The following is a 17174-nucleotide window of genomic DNA, read 5'->3' as shown; positions in this document are numbered from 1 at the left end:
CGCTTCCGGTGTAGTTACGTTTATGTTACGCGCGGTCGAAACGGTCTTCGACAGGCGTTACTAATTCGACTACGCTAAATTGCTCAAGCTTATTTACGCCAACCCACGGACGGTCGTCGTTCATGTCCCGCAAAACTACTCCAATTTCGCCGGGTTTGTGCGCTGTGTATGCGTCTTCCCGCGCTATAATTCGCACGATGTCGCCCTCCTTAAACTCGTTCACCTTGCGCCCAATTTCGTCCCAGCGCTCGGCTTCGGCGACTGACGCTTGCACTGCGACTACTTCTGCGTCGGTTACGCGTTCTAGTTGCGACGGTTCGAAGTAGTCGTGGTCGCTTTCGTCCGGCAAGGTAACGCGATACTCTCCGTCGCCGTCAGGGCCGAGGTCGATTTTTCCGGTCGTGCCTACTTCAACACCTCCGAAACGTCCGGCTGACTTAGGGCGAACGTAATCGCCTACGCTTAACTTTGGCGCCTTTGCAGCCGCTACTTCTGCGTCAGTTGCTTTGACGAGGCGGTGTGCGCGGAACCAGTCGTACGCCGATCCGTCTAATGTTTCCGCAGCATACGGCATACCAGTATCGTCTACTTTCGTAATAACGCGAATCTGTCCTTCTAAAATGCCGGAGTTTCTGCCACTAGCATCGACGATTTTAGCGTAGTAGCCAACCTTCAGCGGCGCATCTTGCGGCTGTGCATGCGCTTCGCCTACGATTACGAATTTATAATTGTCGTCAGCCACATCGCGGTAGAACGTGACGTTGATTTTATCGCCTACGTCGTCAATAACTTCGTAATCTCCGTCACTATCCTTGCCAGTAACTACGTAGGTTTTGTCGACTGTTACGTAACCCACGTTAGTCTCAACGCACTGCAACGTCATGCCTACCGCAAGATCGTCGTAGCTTGTAATCGGACGCGTGACTTGCTGTTGTTGCGGCTTCGCTTCAAGCTTGCCTACGCGAGCCTCTACGTCTGACAGCCTTGCGTCTAGTGACGGCGTTTCTGCGGTGACTTTTCGGTAATACTCGAATTTTGACAAGTCGTACCATCCGGCTTTGCGAGAATTGTCGATTACTCTAACCGTCAAGTCGCTCTTGTCGAAGCGGACTACCTCGTAGTAGCTTCCGATTGTAATATCACCGTGGTATGACTTCGAGGAACGGTATGCTAAATCGCCTTTCTTGGCGTCTCCCTCAACTAACTCATACGGTGCCCCTTCGTATTCAACTCGAATTACCTCGCCATTCTTCATATCCAACGCTTTAACTCCGGTTAACTTCGCCATTTATAAACGCCCCATTTCGTCTGATTTATAATCGGTGTGTATAGTGCTTTGCGTAATATTCGATTAGCTCTTCCGCGTTGTCCGCCGCCCAGTCGCTGAAGCAACTGCCGCTACACCAAACGGCGTCAGTGCGCTCGTCTACAATATACGGTTTGCCTGGCGTAATCGCCCGCGCACAATTTGCGCATTCCGGCGTCAACCTACATCCACCTCAACGTTATGCAGCGTCGTGCGGTCGAGGTTCAGCGGCAGCTCCGTCCATTCCTTACCGGCGCCTGCTTGCGGCCCCCAGTATTCGGTAATTTCGCGATTAGCAAACGTCCAGACGCGCGGCCCGTCGGCAACACCGACCAGTACACCGATGAACATATCGGCGTCTGACTTGGTGTAGACGTTGCCATTCGATTTCTTGCCGGGCACTTTGTATTCGCCGCGTCGGTCGTCGCGTACGTGGATCGTCTTGCACTGAAACGTCACCCACTCGTCTGTCGTCGGGTGCCGCGCTTGAATGTCGTGCGCCTCGCTGGCGTCGCAGCTCCCCACGGACTTCCACCCGTTAGCGTGCAACGCAGCTCGCGCAATTAGTTCGGCATACGCGCCGATTACGTTGAATTTATGCGCCAATTAGAACGCCTCCGTCGGGTCGGGTGCAAGCGGTGCGCCCTCGCTTGCCGGCGCCTGTTCTTCCGTAGCAGTGGCCGCTGGCAATACGGATTTGTCGATATTGGCTTCCGACAATGCGTCTTGCAGCAACGTCACAATGTCGCTCTCTTCGCGGAAGTTCGCCAGTTCTTCGTAACCGTAGTCGATTCCGATAAACGCTTTAGCCGCTTCGAGTTCTTCGTCCGTTGCGTCGCCTGATTCCAGCGAGAACGACTTGTCGACTTGCTTGATAAACACCGCTTCCCCTACGATGGAATACTCGGCGTCTTTCGTTACCTTGCGCATCGTCTTCTCGAACTTGTCGTAGTCCGAAATCAGGTTGTTGATGTGGAATTCCTTCGTGTCGATCACTCGGTACGTTTTGTATTCGAGGTCGTATACGGGAATCATGGCGTACATTTTACGTTTAGCGCCCGCTTTGCACGATAAGCACTCTTGCTTGCCGGGTTTGAAGAAGTCGATAATGTCAGCGTCTTGGGAACGTGGAGAATGCGTGCAGGTGTGTTTACGGAAGAAGTGCGTCGTTTTGCCGTTGAACTCGGAATGTTCGTGGACAAAGTAGAAGAACCAATTGTCGGGATCAGCGAGAGTGATGAACGTGCGTCCTTCGGCATTTACCTCGCCAAACTTACCCATGCGAACATATCGAGTGACGCCGTCCGGGAAATCGCTGTTACCCCCGTTTGCTGCTGCGTCCCGTTGTTCTTCGCGTTTTTTAAGCGTGTCTCTAATACCCAATCAAATCGTCCCCTTTTCGGTTTAATATGCGGTACACCATGCGCTTACTAACGTCGTGCACTACGTCAGCTTGCGGGATCAGCGTCCGCTAACGGCTACTTACGGCAGGGCGGCGTGAGCTTTCGCTCTTTTCCTGCATACCTATTAACTAGGCTCCGTGGCTTTATCGGGTGCCAGCCTTGGCGTTGTATTAATAACCTAGCGCGTGAGGAACCTTTCTCACCTCGTAAGTAACCGTTAGCCGACGTTGAGCCGGCTTGCATCGACTAGAGCGCCGACACTTCACGCATCTTAATTGGCGGCGTGCCTGCCGGGCAGACTGCGCTGTTTTCACGCGTATTTCAGCGTTAGTTGCAGCGCCCCGCCGTGGTCGCCCTCGATAGCAGCCTTGGTGCTAAACGCCGCTTGGTTCATTGCGTCCGCAGCGATTGCCACAGCCGCTACTACTGTCGAAGGCATTCACGACGGGGCGACGGTTAGGTCGCCGTGACGCCATACATACGCGCTGCTCTACGCTCTGTCTCAAGCACTTCGTCAGCTCGGCGCTGATCCAACGCAAGCCGATCGAGCGCCGCTTGCACTAACGCTATCTTACGGTCAATCTGCGCCTGTGCGACCGGCGACTTCGCCAGGCGTTGGTTCAGGCGTAACTGTGCAATCGCCACGTCTTTGCGCGCTCTTTCGATGTTCAATGCCCGCGTTTGCTTGCGGTGTGTTGCGTTAGCCAGCGTCAACTGGCGCATAACCAGTGCGCGTACTTTGTCGTGTACCGGCAGGTCGTCCTGCAGTGGCGTGACCGAAATAACCGTTGCTGCGTTGTCCGATACGATAAGCCGTGCGTCGGCCGATTCGTATATCAAGCGTCCGCCGCCGCCAGTCATGACGTAAGTGGCCGTGCGCATTTCGTTTAAAATCCAAGCCTGCACCGCCGGCTTAGCGATGCCGAATCGGACGTGCACCTGTTCGACTGCGTGTGTTGACGGTTGGTAGCGTGTTGGCTGCGTGGTTTTCGGTTTAACGTTACTCATGCGATGCGCACCGCCTTTACTAGCGGCTGGTAGTCGGCGTGGTCGTCGTCTGCGTTGTAGCAGCCGTCGTAGTTAAAGTCGATGTCGCCGCGCGCCTGTGCAAACGTATGTTTGTCGGACGAAAGTTGCGTTTTTAGCGGATGGACTGCGAATTGTTTCAATTGTGTCGACATTGTGTATAATGAAAATAGGGACTTCTTCATAGTTGTTCCTCCTTATGCGCCAGTGGCGTGTAATGGTCATGCGGTAATGTATTCGTTTAACGAAATGTCTTGGCGGCCAGCCGATATTTTTCTTATCCGATTCTTTATCGTTTTGTGATCCACTCCGATGAGCTTGCCGGCTTCTCGGAGTGTTTCACTTGCTGCGAATGCCGTAAGAGCTTGCCGGCTCTTATCGTCTGCACTTGCGGTTAAGTACCTGAGTAGCTCGCGCTGCTCTTTTTTTATTGCCGCGATTTCCGGTTCGTTGCCAGTCGACGTTGCCGCGTCTTCTAGGTAAACCGTGTCTCGCTCCGATTGTCGACGCTGTCCACGCCATAGATTTCTAACGTAGAACTTTACGAGTTTTATTAAATACGGTTCAAACCCGCCTTTCATGTCGTAACTGGTGATCGCTTTGTAGAGCGCTAGGTTAGCTTCCGACTCAGCTTCCGCCTGATCGACTCCGTAGTAGCTGGCGCGGCTTCTTGCAATGCCGAACGCTTTGTCGCAATGTCTTGCGTACACTTCGCTGAAAGCCATTTCGCAGCCTTCAACTTGAAACTCTTTTATTAAGATGTCTGTTGTTTTCATATTTTCCCTCCTGATTTCTTTGTCTTATACTACTATCTAGCCGCCGAAGTACTAAGTGGGGAATTTATTTCATATTCTTTTTCTTCTTCGATTTATTTCCTTTTATTTAGTACATCCCTAATATATACCAAAAGTTTTTAAAAGAAGTCAGAATGGACAAAATAGTCTTTTTTATCGAACGTTCAAATACTTGAACATGCTAACAAATAAAAAAGCGACCCTCGTAATGAGAGCCGCTTAATACTTCTGTCTTATCAACCACCTGTTCCGCCATTTCCGCCCGGATCTTTCGCAGCTCTTCCGAACTCATTGTCTTTTACTTCTATAGAAGCAACTTGCTCGTCCGGCTGTACCAACGCTACTCCGAGTGGTGCTAATACCAAGGCTGATACGATTAATAATTTTGCGATTAGATTTTTCATTAATAAATTCCCCCTACGCTGTTTTTAGTATTGTTAGATCGTTATAAACGTTTTGAAGCGGTTTAGCTTGTATGTGCTTCGCTGGCAACTGCGCAAAGAACTCGTTACCTTTGAGACGGTACTCCATCGCGGACATTAACAGCAACGCATCGTCGGCGAATACTAAGCCCTTTACGAATAAGTCAAACGCGCTATTACCTAACGCCAATGCTGCCGTCTGCGCCTTCGCAACTTCCCCGTCTATGAAATACCGATGTGCCTGAGCGCTTGCTGCCAGCGCACTACCTTGCGCCATCGGTCGGTGCCAGCAGTTATATAAAAACGCTATGTCGTCTTGCTCGATCGCTTCTGCGCGTTCAGGGCGGCCAAGCTTTCGCCAACCGTCTGCACTACGTTGCAAGTAGGATAGCGCCTGATCGAAGTCCTCGAACAAATACGAAATACCCGTTGTGTAGTCGTTGTTAATATGCGTCACCGCGCTTGTTAAGCAACTCTGTCGCGTGTTATTCGCGTAGAATCGGCATTTCTTCGTATCTTTGCGGCGAAACAGCATTGCGTTCGCCATCAGCTCGTTGATCGAATTCAGCAGTGAGTTGCGGATAAACTCGTTTTTGACGCCAACTGCGCAACGCTCGGCGTCCTTAACGAAGTCAAGAACGAATATAAAGTTACGCTCGGTATAATTTCCGTGGGCACATAGCGTGTGCTTTAGCGTCAAAACGTCGGGCGAATCGTGTGAAACCTTGTTAACATTCGTCAGCATTTCGTAGCCGACCACTTCGCCTTTCTTGTGCAGCGCCAGGCTTTTGACCAATTCGTACCACGCAATGTTCTCCTTATGCGTATGCGGAATGGATTCGCCGAGTACCGTTATCTCGTCGTACATATAGTTGTTAACGAGGTACAGCAGCGCTGACTTTACGTTAACACGGCTGGCTGATTCTGTATAATCGCTTACTAGCCAGCGCACCACTTCTTTCTCGCTTGCAGGCGCGACAAGCCTCGTCACCTTTAATACGTCGCAAAGCGATAATTCTCGCTTGCCAGCAAAAAACTTTGAAATTAACGATAGATCAATTCCCGTTTGTGTAGCGATGGATTTTAGTGTGATTGGTTTCGCACTGTTATCGATCGCATTTTCTAATAAGCTTTGTACTCTCAATATTTACGACCCCTCGCATGAAAGTTTTCCGTGACTTTTGTAACGTTTTATGGCTTAATTAAATAGTAACATCTTATGTTCAACTTGTCGAACATTTTTTATAGTAATTTACAAATAAGGAGGATTTGCCCATGATTACCTATGAACCACTCAAACAAACGCTGCTCGAAAGAGGCTGGAATATCAGTGAGCTGCGCAATCACGGCGTTCACCCGGATACAGTGGCGAAGATTAACCGCAACGAGCTTCTGACGTTGTTGCAAATCGAACGCATCTGCATCGTACTAAACGTTCCAATCGAAAAGGTTGTGCAAGTTATCTTGGAAAAGGAGTGATCCGCAGTTGGAACGAGTTGGCCGCTGCCTGCTTCAACAACGCCTGGACGAACGCAAGCTCTCACGCCGAGAGTTCTCGCAACGCACCGGCTTGACTGAACAGCGTATATCCGACATCGTTCGCAAGAGGTACATATTGTCGCTGGCAAACGCAAGATTCATTGCGCAAGCTGTCGGCTGCACAATCGACGACCTCTACGAATGGCTACCGTCGGGCGAAGAGTAGCTTCTTCGCGGCTGCTAATACGTGTTTTCGCGTAGCGAACGTTCGTTCCGATGCTCATAACGTTATTTTAGCGACTTAGGGGCCGAAAGTCCACCGCATAACGAAAGTATATCGAACTATTTTTACGTAGGTAAATTCCTAAACGTGGAACTTGCGTAGTTATTTAGTCACTGGCGAAGTTAAATAACGGTGTCACTTCGCGGTATTCCAACGCCCGCAACGCCGCAACGCCCGCTTCGTTCGCGTCCTTCGGACTAACCTTCGCATCACCCGTCCACACAGGCGCCAGCAGCCGCACATGGCCGCCGAGCAACCGTACAACCTCCGCATTCAACTTAGCGCCCGCCTTATCGTTATCGCCGCCCAAAATTAACGTCTCAATCGTCGACCGCTTAATAATGTCCGCCTGCTGCTGCGTAAATGTCACGCCTCCAACCGCTAACCCCGCAATGCCCGCCGACTGCCACGTCATGGCGTCGAATTCAGCCTCGCACAGTACCGCCCGCTTAATGCCGCGTTTGTAAACGATGTCGGCGCCCCATACGAGCGACCGCAATGACCGCCCACCTTTCGCATACCAGAACGTCTTGCCGAACACCTGGCGATATTTAACGTTTGCCAGCCGCCCTTGCGGATCGCGCCACGGTATTACAACCGCCTGGCTGTCCGCGTCATAGCCTACGCCGTTCAGCGCCGTAACTGCCGGATGAATGCCACGCTGGGCCATATACGCAACTCCTCGGCCGGCTAACGGAGGCACGGTTTCGGCGTCAAGCACAACCAACGGCGTGTCGGCGCGGTAACGTTTCAAGTCGAGCGTGAGCTGATCGTCATAGCCGAAGCCGCCGTACGTCGCCAGCAAGTAGTCTTCGGTGTCGACCGTCGGCTCGTCGCGCAGAAACGCCAGCAACTTAACGAAATTACCACGCCCATATTCTGCGTCATAGGCGCCGCTGTCCGACCAGCCACCCGATTCCAAGTTGACGAAGAAGCTCGGCGTCTGATCGTGGCGGAACGGCGAGCCGGCGAGTAGCTTGTCGGCAGTCCATCGCGGGCGCGTCCATTCGTATTGTTCGAGTTCGGCGGTAATGTCGACGTCTATTTGCGTGCTGCGTACGCTGATTAGCGGCATGGCGGTGGCTCCTTTCGTAGGTTATTTAACGCGTAGTTTGAGCGAACGGTTAATATCCCATTGCAAACGGTGAAGCCAAATTCACTGTAATTTCTTCTGAACCCGCTTCGAGTATTACCGTTTTAGCGATATATTCATTACCTCTAATAACAATCACATCGTGTCTGCGAGGTACTATTGGCAATAAGACGCTTTCGTTTATCGGCTCTTTATATTCTTCAAGCATCCAGACATGTACTCTTTTCATAAAACCCCTCCGTTTCCATCTACTGTGCGGCAGCCTTAAAACCCGAACTGATCCGGCGCAACTACCGCTTCCTTAATTACGCCAATCTGCGGTAGGTACACGATTTCGCAAACCTCGTCTTCCCCACCGTCGCGCCCTTTGTTCAAGCCGATAATCCCCCGCGACTCCTTAAACACCGTGTCGACCGCAATCAGCACCGCCGCATCTTGCAGCAACGCTTTGGTCTTCGATACTTCTTTACGCTTCGGCAGCGCCAACTCACGCCCACCTTCGTCGTTTAATGCCTCGTCCGTTTCGTCGGCCTGCGTTATGGCGAACATTACCACGTCTAAGCTGCCGGCTAATCGGCGCAAGCCCTTCGATGTATTAGCCGCATCGCCGCCGCTGGTTTTCGACGTGTTGGTTTCGTAGTCCATATAGTAAAACGGATCAACGAGCACGACGTCGGCCTTCGTATTAATGGCGTCGGCTTCAAGCGCCGTCAGGTGGCGGTCTTTGAAGTTATCGTCGTCGACGCCCCGCAGCACGATATTGCCCGGCAAGATTGCGTTAATGTCGTCGAGGAACGCCATAAACTTCGCCTCGAAATCGGCAGCAAATTCGCCTTTGCGCATGTCGCGTGAGTTAAACCCAGCGTCGAAGTTTACGCCGTCGAGAGCAGCCATGACCACGCCGGTGCGGGCGCTAATATACGTATACAGCCGCACCATGCCTTCGAACCAGCCCATTTCCATCAGCCATACGAGGCAGGTTGCGCCTTGAAACGCCAGCTCAACCATTTCGTCGAGCGCTACTGCCGACTTGCCACGACCCGATCGACCGTATATAACGTACATATTAGACGAAGCATAGCCGCCGGCGCCGTCGTTGATAATCGAATACTTCGACCGCCAGTATCGGCTCGACTCGCCTGCTTTACGTTTGGCGTACTCGGCGCGAAACACGTCATTGTCGTCTTTAACGCTCAGGCCGACCTTAGCGCTGGTTGTCGTGCTGCGCTTGATGTCGGCAATTTGCGCCTGCAATCGGTCGAGCAACTTGGCACCGTCGCGCTCGCGGCTGAACTCGGCGCTGAAATCGTTCTGCAAATACGCCATGAGCTGCGTCTTGGCTGCGTGCGCCTTGACTTGGCCGGTCAGGTAGCCGTAATCGTCGTCGACTTGCGGCACGTAGTCAAACGTCGGGCACTCTTCGATCATGACGGCGTAGCTCGGCGCGCGGCCGCCGTTAGCACGTGCATAGTCGCGGATGAACTGTAGAGCCTGGCGCTCGCCTTCCGTGGCAAAGTGCTCCGGTTCGAGGGCGTGGCGGGCAATCGCTTTAACGTCGTCTTGCTCGACGATCTTATTGAGTAGTAGCATTCCGTAGTTCAATTGGCGTTAACCTCCTTCGTTAATTCTCTCTCAATCGCGGCGTAGTCGTTTATAGCGAACAGCACGGAGTCTACCGCGTGGAATGTCCGCCGATTAGTTACTGCGCCGTTAATACGTAGTTCGTTCGCTGGTGCGCCGATTTTAGCCATGCGCTCTAAATGTTCGTGATAATCCACGTCGGTAGCCTCCCTCGTTATTTCAAATCGGGGTTTTCGTAGATGTTTCCGATGACTTCGAAAATAGTACTGGTATTCCACGCAAGGGTTTCTACTTCGATTCCTCGGATTTTTATAGTTTTCTCGTCCAACCATTTCCTTTTGAACCCAGCGTGGTGAAATATGACCTCGAACATTAACACACTTTTCACATCGCCGGAGTAATCCAGAACATCACCCTCATAAATCTCAACGCCGTTCTTGTCTTTTAAGCCAGCATATTGCATGAATACTAATTCGTCCTTGTGTTTCAAAAACTCATTCAACATGTCCCATGTATCATCAAGAATCGATATATCGCTAAGCATTTCGCATTCTTCCTTATCCCAAGCGCGAAACTTAATATCTCTCATTCGTCAACCTCCTTCGTTAATATTTGCGCGGGTCTATAAACATCACGGCTATCGTTACTATTGCTAGTATTCCGATGAATAAAAGGAATCCGATTACGTCCGTACTCATTCGCTTACCTTCGTCAATTTCGCAAGCATGTCGTCGTAGAACTGCAACAGCGCCAATTGTTGCGCTAGCCTACGTTTCAGCCGCGCCGATTGCTTCGAATGGTTGCAGTAGTAGAGCGCGTCGGCTGTGGCGTCGAACCGCGCTTTGCTGCTGTCTCGCAGGTGCTTCGTTAGTTCTAAGAACGTCATTCTTCGTCAGCCTCCTTCGGCTCTACGGCTACGCTTATTTTAGCTAGCGTTATATCTTCGGGCAGTATTTCCTTTATCCAATCGCGAACTGCGCCTGAATAGTCGAGAACTTGCGGGGTGGTAATGTCGTCAGAAACGTCCTGCTTTAGCGTTATTGTCGTAATTATTTCCTGAGTCATTCGCCCACCTCCGGCTTCAACGGCGCGTCATACGTCCGGTGTGCTAGCCGTTGCTCAATACGCAGCTCAACGTCGTTCATAAAACCAGCCGCCGGCAGTTCGAGCATGGCTAACGCCGTCAAGTCTTCGTCGATTTGCGCAATGCTGCCGTCGTAACCGCCGCTAAAGAACGCAGCCAAGTCGCTGTATTGCTTGCGCTGGTCTAACAGCCAGTCGGTCAAGGCGAGCTTGCGTTGGCGTGTGAGGCGATTGCCCGCCTCTATAGCGGAACTGATCTGACGTGGCGTTTGCTTCTGCATAGGTATCGCTCCCATCGGATTATAGTCGTCGGCAGGCACGTATGCGTAGCCGTCTAAATACGCCTCGGCGTCGGCAGCACGCGCAACCAGCGTCAAATCTTCCATAAACGCAATTTCATAGTCGCCTGTGCCTGCGCAGGTTAAGTCGTAGTGGACGTCCTCGATTACGCCGTCGCCGTCGGTTTGGCGCGACTCCGTGAAGCAGTCGACGTAGTAGAGCTGGCCGTCGTAACCTTCGATCGACACCAAGTCGCCAATTGCGAACGGCGCGGCGGGCAGGCGGTGAGGCACCGGCGGGGTTTTCTTAGCGAGTACCTGGACGGTGAGTAGCGCGGTTAATACTGCGGTGATATGTGTAAAGAAGTTATTGCGGTTCATTCGGCGCCCTCCTTCGAGTTATTTACGTTCAGGCGAAACGGGTAGCTTTCCGGCGTACGTAGTTAATACCGTGACGATTTGTTCGTTTCTACGGGGGATCTCTTCTCTGCCGCTGTCGTCTATGAAATCGGCGTTTATCAGATGCTTCGCGAACCTTAGACCATTTATAGCGCCGGCGTATCTATCTGTTAAACGTTGGTTATCGGACTCCTTAATACTATCTTCGTTAGTTTCGATCTCCTCATCGATCATATAGTTTAAGTAGTCTAGCGTTCCTTGCTGGATCATTCGTCAACCTCCTACTATATTTTGTATACTGGTCAGAACAATCAACGTCATTACAATTACGAAAAGCATCGTGGCCAATAACGAATTAATTTCTTTCACTTCCTCGTATTTAGCCTTCAAACGGTTGTTTTCGTGGCAGATGTCTGTGACCAGCTCAAAATGCTCATCGAATGTCGTTTCGTAAATAACACGCCACTCTTCTGCAGTACGTTCCTGTAACACCTTTTCTATATTGATGCTCATTCGGCGGCGCCTCCTTCGTAGTCAGTTGTCAGCGTAAATCGCGGCCATGCACCGGTCATTACAAGGTTTCCGTTATGCGCAAGCCTCAACGCACGCATTCCGTAGAACACCTCGACCGTGCAGTCCGTCGCATATTCTTCGGCGTAAAACGTAGCGCCCAGCGGCAAGTCGGCGACTAACGTCGGCCTCATTATTTGCCGCCCCGATGCGAGCTGCCTTCGAATTTGTAAACGGTGCACATGTCGCGCATACGGTCGTGCAACCGGCTGTCAAACACGCGCTCCATTTGTTCCAGCGGCAGATTCGACGTATAGACTGTCGGCTTGGCGCCGGCACACCTTGCGTTAATAATGGCGTGTACATACGCCTTAAAAGCCGGCGTTGCGTCGCGTATGCCAATATCGTCGATTACAAGGAAGTCGACAGCTTGCGCCCGCTTCAACGTCGCCTGTACTTGCGCCATGCCTGCGTCGTCGTTCGTCATGGTGGCGAGGTTGTAGTCCGACTGCCACTCGTTGATGTCGAGAAACATTGCCGGCTGCTGTGGCGCTTGTCGGCCGCGTTTGACGGCGCCCATAAGACTAGCGCGCAGCCATTCGTTCAGCAATGCGGCGGCCGTCGTGGTTTTACCTGTGCCGGGCGATTGCGACCAAAGGTACATCGACTTGACTTGCGCCTTCTCGACACCCACTTCGTCCACACGCGTTTGCATGGCGTCGGGGTACTGGCGATCGAACGTAGCTGCGTATGCCGCAAGCTGCTTGTAAATAGGCGCTTGGCCGGCGGCTGCGGGGCTATTGGCGAGCGTGGTGAGGCGGTAGCGTTGCGGCAGGTTGGCGCTGTTTGACCGACCGCGCATTGCGATAAACGCCGTGCAGTGGTCGGTGCAATGCGCAGACTGGCCGGCGAGGAGACATTCGGCTGCTAATAGGCAGCGTGATTCGTTCGTCATTGGCGACGCTCCTTTCGTTTGTTGCGGTTATTGCGCAGTTTCGTTATTCAAAGAGACGATTCTTCAGGACTTACAAATTTTGAAGCTAACTCCTTTTTGGATAAGTAAACTCGTTCCCCCGTCTCTAAATTATCTAAGTGGAAAATAGGATTAGTCATGCTAATATTCCCAGCGCTCACACCGATAATACTTGATGTAGCTGTTACAACCTCATGCAATACACCATCAATTTCGTAAGTCTCTCCTGGTTGAATAATTGGTTTCCCTCTGTAGAATTCGGGTCTATTCATACTTATCTCCCCTTCTATTCGTAAGAATTTAATTACAGTGATTTCAAAATAAACATCGCTAATTCTAACGCTTGTAGTTTTTCAAGTCGCATTGACGCAAATAATTCGCTATCATCATCGCTAATAGTTAACTCCAAGTGGCCGGCATCTTCGACTTTTGCCCTTAGGCACTCACTGCGATAATCCCCGTAGAATAATTGCGATTTGCTTAAATTCTCCATACGCCCAGCCTCCTTCGCATTTAAAACCACCCGTCATTATCTGCGTCTACATCCGTACGCCCCTCCGCCAACTTAGCGTCAAGCTGCAGCTGTTGCCATACGTTGGCGCGGTATTGATAAAGCCAGCCGAAGCTTGTGCCGGGGTACATTGCGGTCGGCTTATAAGTAGCGAACCCTTCGTCGATGAACGCCTTAACCAGCGCCTTGTCGACGGTGCCTGGCTTACGCGCTGTGCCGATCAGCCCGCCGAGTAGCCCTTGTTCGCGCCCCCATGACGCTTGCGGCCGGTAGTCGACGTTGAATAGCCGTAAGTGTTCCGCCTGCATATACGTGTGGAAGTCTTTAACGTTCCAGTCGGTTAGTGGCTTTGTAGTGTCCGTCATTCAAACGCCTCCTTGCGATAAAATACCGCCTCAACCGGCATTGCGTCGAGTTTATTGTCGTTAATTATAGTGAACCCGGAATTTCCAGACGAGCTGTTCCATACGGTGGCGACTGAATACTCGCAACCTTCCGTAACGCCATCGGGAAATGGAACGCTATGCTTTGCGATGATTATATCGCCTACTTCGAGTGGTTTCGTCATTTTGCGCCCTCCCATCGTAATTTAAGTTGCTTGCCGCATACTCGGATGTAATAGAACTCTGGTGGCATTAGCTTTGAAAACATTCGCATAACATCGTCCTCCTTCGTTTTAACCGCGCTACAGGCGTTCTAGCCGTCGCCCATGCGCTTACCTTACTTACTTGCTACCGTATCTGTATTGCGCTGAAATCCCGTCTAAACTACGCTAGTTCCGTACAGCGCCACGACTTCGGCCTGGTGCGCTAAAATAACGTCGCGTAGTTCAGCCAGCGTTTTGGCTTCCGAGGTGCGCACGCGGTAATCAACGTACCAGTTTAGCGCGTGTGCTACGTCGCGACAATGCGCAACTGGCGCCCAGCTTTCGCGCGGTGTGGTGTCGTGCTTACTTGCGTCGAAGCCGGGTCGGCGCGTCGGGTCGCTCAACTTGCGGCGTTCTATATTGACGTTGTATTGGTCGCTGGTAATGCGGTAGTCGGCGTTGATTGCGATGTTCATTCGGTGGCCTCCTTCGATTTTAAGCCTGTTTTCAGCGCGTAGGCGCCGTCTTACGGAGTTGGTCGAGCGTTTAGTCGTTCGGGGCGCTGCGAGGGTGTGAGGCGACTTACTTGTGTTTAAGTTCAGGCGTTCCCTTATATACGGGCACATGCGCTTTTGCGTCTGTACTTATATGCGCAGTTACTTTACGTATGATCGCCTGACGAATGAGCGTTAGCGAATGAGGAAGTATATCTTTTATTAATTAGTTATTATTACTTTGTTATTATTACAGGCACCGTAGAGTGCATCACTGTGCACTGCTGAGTGCATCGGTCTGCACCGTAGAGTGCATCGCCTTCAACCGGCCGTGTATTTCAGCATCGTTTAGCGTCGAATAGTATTGCGGATAATAGAACTTCAACCGCTTAGTCGGCTGCTGCTCATATTCAACTTCGACCAATCCCACAGCTTCGAGCACGCCGGCCAAACGTGGGACTCGGTTTCGCCCTATGCCGGTATCGGCAGCGATAGTTAGTACGCTAGGCCACGCACTCATATAACGCGGATTATCCGGTTGGCCGTTGACGTTCGCCAGTAAGTATAGGTAGAGTTGCGCAATATCGCCGTAACCCTTATCGTATTGGCGTGCCAACGGAATCAGGCGGCGGTACAAATCGTGAGGCACTGGCGCATTGCCTCCGACGGCTAGACAAGCTTGCTTACGATCTGCTGCTTGATTACCGGCTTTCATGACCGATAAGCAAGCCCGTCTTTAAACGGATGTGAGCCGTCTAATAAGAAGCTACGTTTAGCACGGTGCGCCCATAAATTCGTGATAGTTACCGTAGAATCTTCATAGTTATAGATAGCGAGATAATTCTTGGGCTTCCTGCCGACTACTACGTAAGGCTCTCCGTCAGTCAAGTTCGCCGTCTCTATCGCGACATTCTTGATATCGTGGTAACGGATCAAACAGTGCCTTACATGCGATTTGCCTACTTGCACATACGGATTAAATCCTAGTTCTTCAAGTCGTGCGCAAACATTCGCCGCCACTTCGTCCATAACTTACCGCCTCCCCTTTCGATGTCTTATACAACTATCTAGCCGCCGACAGTCGAAGTGGGGAGGTATTTGCGAAATTAATTGCGACTTCACTAAATCACGTATTACGAACTCGCTCTGAAAACGCAATTTACCGTATGTAGCAAACTATATAAGGGTTTAGGCGTTTTCAGTACGGCAAGAGCGCCAGCAACTCGTCGGGATCAGTCGAATACACTTCGCCCAGGTCGCTAAATAACGTCTTTTCGATTTGATTGCGCAGTGTGCCGTAGAAATACCCGACTGCATTACCGACGTTTCCGACTTGCTGACGTCTTAGTGCTGAATACAGCGCACGTACCGCCAATAGTTCCAGCAGCTCCGCCTTGTCTGCGTAGATGTCGAATTTAAGTAGCGACGCTACTTGCTTCTTGAACGCAATGTAGTATTCGCGGCGTTCTTTCTTATCGCTGATTAACGACTTTAAATGTTCATAGAACGTTGCGGGCGCTTTTTCCGCTGCTGGTAACGTTCCATTTAAGGTTTGTATCGGTTTGTTTATAAAGATAGTAGCTTCGGCTTGCTGTGAAGTAGGTTTCGCTTTACTCTCCGTAAGCTCCGCGCCAACTGACCGACTGGACACTTGCGACTGGACACTAGTGTTAGCAGCCGGCAGGATAACGATAATATTCGCACCGTAACCTCCGCTGATCATACGTAGAGTCGAGCGCTTTTCGATAATTCCTAGCCTCTGCAGGCGAGCCAGCCCGCGCCGAACCGTCTTCACGTTGACGTCGAGAAGGCCCGCAAGTGTGTCGGCTTTAAGCCAGGCTGCGCCCGTGTATTTGACGGCATGACGCGCAACAGTTTCGAGCAAGCGTTTAGTCGTAGCGTTCATGGCGAATTGGTGCGTGTAGAAATGCTGGCGAATGGCGCCGTTTAGGTCGGCGGTAGTAGCAAACGTTTTGTGATCGGATAGTTTCTTCATATGTAACGCTCCCTTTGTAGGAACGCAAAAAGGCGGCAGTCATTATCGCATCAATCACGACATGACCACCGCCCGTTACTAACATTCGCTTATTTGCGACATATTAGCGTGTACCTCTTTACAAGAACGCCGAATTTAGATATAATCGGAGTATCCAATTAAAAAGGTGCTGAGCAAGTGGTGCATGTCGGGGTGTTCCGACGTCACCGGTTAGAAGGAATTGGCGTTCCTCTTAACAAGCTTTGCACCTTTTGCTATTCCGTTGTTTTTCGTTATTTAGTATATTACACGTAAACGCGGCTAAGCGCAATACTAATTATTTCGTCACCCGAACCAGCGCCACCACGGACGCTTTGGTTCGGGTTTTTCTTCGGCTGCTGGTTGCGCAGGTTCGGCTGCACGCGCTTCTTCTATATAAGTCTCGATACGATCTTGCCCCGCTATAATCCGTTTCATCTGATCGCGCAAGTATTGGTTATCGTCCATCACAGCGCGCATCATCTTGTCTTGCTCGTCGAGCTTTCGCACCATTGCCGCAAACACTTCGCGATCACCCGCCTGCACTAGTTCACCCGCTTCAGCGCGCGCCTGGCGTTCTTGATTCAACAGACCCGCAGCTTCCTTGCCCGCATCGGCAAGCGTTGCGCCTTTGTCGATCAGCTTGCGCATGTACCGCATTGCCGATAAGTCTTGGTCGCTGAATATACGCTCAGCACGTTCGTCGCGCGCAATGGACGCGCCTGCAGCTTCGAGTGCCGCAGCATGTCGCCGTATGTTCGGCGCGCTAATGCCGAGTAGCTGCGCCAGTTCGTTTGTGCGGTAAGTCTGTGTAATTGCCGGTAGTTGTGTTTCGTTCGTCATAACTGCGCCCTCCTATCGTTTGGCGATTGTCTGCCCATACGGAAAGTATACGCTAAGACCGTCATGTAGGCAACCACAGGCGCTCGTTTACGCCGC

General features: G+C 51.5%; 32 protein-coding genes. 2 read left to right on the top strand and 30 right to left on the bottom strand.

Annotated elements, in window-relative coordinates:
- Positions 1–25 precede the first annotated feature (25 nt).
- The 10 genes from AC4EG4_RS18540 to AC4EG4_RS18495 form a co-directional block, all read right to left on the bottom strand.
- On the bottom strand, positions 26–1288 hold the full coding sequence (locus tag AC4EG4_RS18540; protein ID WP_490988656.1) for a hypothetical protein: 1263 nt from the start codon (positions 1286–1288) through the stop codon (positions 26–28).
- A 25-nt stretch (positions 1289–1313) separates the two neighbouring features.
- Positions 1314–1487: a hypothetical protein gene (locus tag AC4EG4_RS18535; protein ID WP_490988655.1), complete on the bottom strand. Its 174-nt coding sequence runs from the start codon at positions 1485–1487 to the stop codon at positions 1314–1316.
- Positions 1484–1912 (bottom strand): hypothetical protein, encoded by a 429-nt coding sequence (locus AC4EG4_RS18530; RefSeq protein WP_490988654.1) that lies wholly within the window; start codon positions 1910–1912, stop codon positions 1484–1486. Before AC4EG4_RS18530 ends, AC4EG4_RS18535 begins: the two co-directional genes overlap by 4 nt.
- A complete protein-coding gene (locus tag AC4EG4_RS18525; RefSeq protein WP_490988653.1) occupies positions 1913–2689 on the bottom strand; it encodes a single-stranded DNA-binding protein in 777 nt (258 codons plus the stop codon).
- 330 nt (positions 2690–3019) lie between these two features.
- Positions 3020–3148 carry a hypothetical protein gene (locus AC4EG4_RS18520; protein ID WP_490988652.1) on the bottom strand — a complete coding sequence of 43 codons (129 nt, stop codon included), beginning with the start codon at positions 3146–3148 and terminating at the stop codon, positions 3020–3022.
- Between the two features lie 17 nt (positions 3149–3165).
- A complete protein-coding gene (locus tag AC4EG4_RS18515; protein WP_490988651.1) occupies positions 3166–3717 on the bottom strand; it encodes a hypothetical protein in 552 nt (183 codons plus the stop codon).
- On the bottom strand, positions 3714–3920 hold the full coding sequence (locus tag AC4EG4_RS18510) for a hypothetical protein (protein ID WP_490988650.1): 207 nt from the start codon (positions 3918–3920) through the stop codon (positions 3714–3716). The genes AC4EG4_RS18515 and AC4EG4_RS18510 overlap by 4 nt, the downstream gene beginning before the upstream one ends.
- Positions 3921–3956: 36 nt before the next feature.
- Positions 3957–4511, bottom strand: coding sequence for an RNA polymerase sigma factor (locus AC4EG4_RS18505; protein WP_490988649.1), 555 nt, complete (start codon positions 4509–4511; stop codon positions 3957–3959).
- Positions 4512–4765: 254 nt separating this feature from the next.
- Positions 4766–4933, bottom strand: a complete 168-nt coding sequence (locus AC4EG4_RS18500; protein WP_490988648.1) for a hypothetical protein — start codon at positions 4931–4933, stop codon at positions 4766–4768.
- A gap of 13 nt (positions 4934–4946) precedes the next feature.
- A complete protein-coding gene (locus tag AC4EG4_RS18495) occupies positions 4947–6095 on the bottom strand; it encodes an AimR family lysis-lysogeny pheromone receptor (protein ID WP_490988647.1) in 1149 nt (382 codons plus the stop codon).
- A gap of 131 nt (positions 6096–6226) precedes the next feature.
- Between AC4EG4_RS18495 and AC4EG4_RS18490 the strand changes: the two genes are divergently transcribed.
- Both AC4EG4_RS18490 and AC4EG4_RS18485 read left to right on the top strand, forming a co-directional pair.
- Positions 6227–6430 (top strand): helix-turn-helix domain-containing protein, encoded by a 204-nt coding sequence (locus AC4EG4_RS18490; protein ID WP_490988646.1) that lies wholly within the window; start codon positions 6227–6229, stop codon positions 6428–6430.
- 7 nt (positions 6431–6437) lie between these two features.
- Positions 6438–6656 (top strand): helix-turn-helix domain-containing protein, encoded by a 219-nt coding sequence (locus tag AC4EG4_RS18485; RefSeq protein ID WP_490988645.1) that lies wholly within the window; start codon positions 6438–6440, stop codon positions 6654–6656.
- Positions 6657–6819: 163 nt separating this feature from the next.
- Here the strand turns inward: AC4EG4_RS18485 and AC4EG4_RS18480 are convergent, their stop codons facing one another.
- From AC4EG4_RS18480 to AC4EG4_RS18385, 20 genes are all read right to left on the bottom strand, one after another.
- On the bottom strand, positions 6820–7788 hold the full coding sequence (locus tag AC4EG4_RS18480) for a toprim domain-containing protein (RefSeq protein WP_490988644.1): 969 nt from the start codon (positions 7786–7788) through the stop codon (positions 6820–6822).
- Between the two features lie 49 nt (positions 7789–7837).
- Positions 7838–8035, bottom strand: coding sequence for a hypothetical protein (locus tag AC4EG4_RS18475; RefSeq protein WP_490988643.1), 198 nt, complete (start codon positions 8033–8035; stop codon positions 7838–7840).
- A gap of 35 nt (positions 8036–8070) precedes the next feature.
- On the bottom strand, positions 8071–9408 hold the full coding sequence (locus tag AC4EG4_RS18470; RefSeq protein ID WP_490988642.1) for a DnaB-like helicase C-terminal domain-containing protein: 1338 nt from the start codon (positions 9406–9408) through the stop codon (positions 8071–8073).
- Complete coding sequence (locus AC4EG4_RS18465; RefSeq protein WP_490988641.1) at positions 9405–9584, bottom strand: hypothetical protein; 180 nt, start codon at positions 9582–9584, stop codon at positions 9405–9407. The genes AC4EG4_RS18470 and AC4EG4_RS18465 overlap by 4 nt, the downstream gene beginning before the upstream one ends.
- Positions 9585–9601: 17 nt before the next feature.
- On the bottom strand, positions 9602–9976 hold the full coding sequence (locus AC4EG4_RS18460) for a YopX family protein (protein WP_490988640.1): 375 nt from the start codon (positions 9974–9976) through the stop codon (positions 9602–9604).
- A gap of 105 nt (positions 9977–10081) precedes the next feature.
- Positions 10082–10273: a hypothetical protein gene (locus AC4EG4_RS18455; RefSeq protein WP_490988639.1), complete on the bottom strand. Its 192-nt coding sequence runs from the start codon at positions 10271–10273 to the stop codon at positions 10082–10084.
- On the bottom strand, positions 10270–10452 hold the full coding sequence (locus AC4EG4_RS18450; RefSeq protein WP_490988638.1) for a hypothetical protein: 183 nt from the start codon (positions 10450–10452) through the stop codon (positions 10270–10272). Before AC4EG4_RS18450 ends, AC4EG4_RS18455 begins: the two co-directional genes overlap by 4 nt.
- Positions 10449–11129: a YodN-related protein gene (locus tag AC4EG4_RS18445; protein ID WP_490988637.1), complete on the bottom strand. Its 681-nt coding sequence runs from the start codon at positions 11127–11129 to the stop codon at positions 10449–10451. The genes AC4EG4_RS18450 and AC4EG4_RS18445 overlap by 4 nt, the downstream gene beginning before the upstream one ends.
- Positions 11130–11147: 18 nt before the next feature.
- Positions 11148–11417 (bottom strand): hypothetical protein, encoded by a 270-nt coding sequence (locus AC4EG4_RS18440; protein ID WP_490988636.1) that lies wholly within the window; start codon positions 11415–11417, stop codon positions 11148–11150.
- A 3-nt stretch (positions 11418–11420) separates the two neighbouring features.
- Positions 11421–11660 carry a hypothetical protein gene (locus AC4EG4_RS18435; RefSeq protein ID WP_490988635.1) on the bottom strand — a complete coding sequence of 80 codons (240 nt, stop codon included), beginning with the start codon at positions 11658–11660 and terminating at the stop codon, positions 11421–11423.
- A gap of 190 nt (positions 11661–11850) precedes the next feature.
- Positions 11851–12612: an ATP-binding protein gene (locus AC4EG4_RS18430; RefSeq protein WP_490988634.1), complete on the bottom strand. Its 762-nt coding sequence runs from the start codon at positions 12610–12612 to the stop codon at positions 11851–11853.
- A gap of 47 nt (positions 12613–12659) precedes the next feature.
- On the bottom strand, positions 12660–12902 hold the full coding sequence (locus AC4EG4_RS18425) for a hypothetical protein (RefSeq protein WP_490988633.1): 243 nt from the start codon (positions 12900–12902) through the stop codon (positions 12660–12662).
- 32 nt (positions 12903–12934) lie between these two features.
- On the bottom strand, positions 12935–13123 hold the full coding sequence (locus AC4EG4_RS18420; protein ID WP_490988632.1) for a hypothetical protein: 189 nt from the start codon (positions 13121–13123) through the stop codon (positions 12935–12937).
- A 20-nt stretch (positions 13124–13143) separates the two neighbouring features.
- Positions 13144–13506: a hypothetical protein gene (locus AC4EG4_RS18415; protein ID WP_490988631.1), complete on the bottom strand. Its 363-nt coding sequence runs from the start codon at positions 13504–13506 to the stop codon at positions 13144–13146.
- Complete coding sequence (locus AC4EG4_RS18410; protein WP_490988630.1) at positions 13503–13709, bottom strand: hypothetical protein; 207 nt, start codon at positions 13707–13709, stop codon at positions 13503–13505. Before AC4EG4_RS18410 ends, AC4EG4_RS18415 begins: the two co-directional genes overlap by 4 nt.
- 194 nt (positions 13710–13903) lie before the next feature.
- Positions 13904–14203, bottom strand: a complete 300-nt coding sequence (locus tag AC4EG4_RS18405; protein ID WP_490988629.1) for a hypothetical protein — start codon at positions 14201–14203, stop codon at positions 13904–13906.
- A gap of 289 nt (positions 14204–14492) precedes the next feature.
- Positions 14493–14741, bottom strand: a complete 249-nt coding sequence (locus AC4EG4_RS18400; protein ID WP_490988628.1) for a hypothetical protein — start codon at positions 14739–14741, stop codon at positions 14493–14495.
- 191 nt (positions 14742–14932) lie between these two features.
- Entirely contained in the window at positions 14933–15250 is a 318-nt protein-coding gene (locus AC4EG4_RS18395) for a hypothetical protein (protein ID WP_490988627.1), read from the bottom strand.
- A 169-nt stretch (positions 15251–15419) separates the two neighbouring features.
- Positions 15420–16217, bottom strand: coding sequence for a helix-turn-helix domain-containing protein (locus AC4EG4_RS18390; protein ID WP_490988626.1), 798 nt, complete (start codon positions 16215–16217; stop codon positions 15420–15422).
- Positions 16218–16541: 324 nt separating this feature from the next.
- On the bottom strand, positions 16542–17078 hold the full coding sequence (locus tag AC4EG4_RS18385; protein WP_490988625.1) for a MerR family transcriptional regulator: 537 nt from the start codon (positions 17076–17078) through the stop codon (positions 16542–16544).
- Between the last annotated feature and the right edge of the window lie 96 nt (positions 17079–17174).

Source organism: Planococcus sp. TJ-201, from assembly GCF_058268495.1.
Note: the sequence above shows the minus strand (reverse complement) of the source record. Positions and strands in the feature narration are given on the sequence as shown.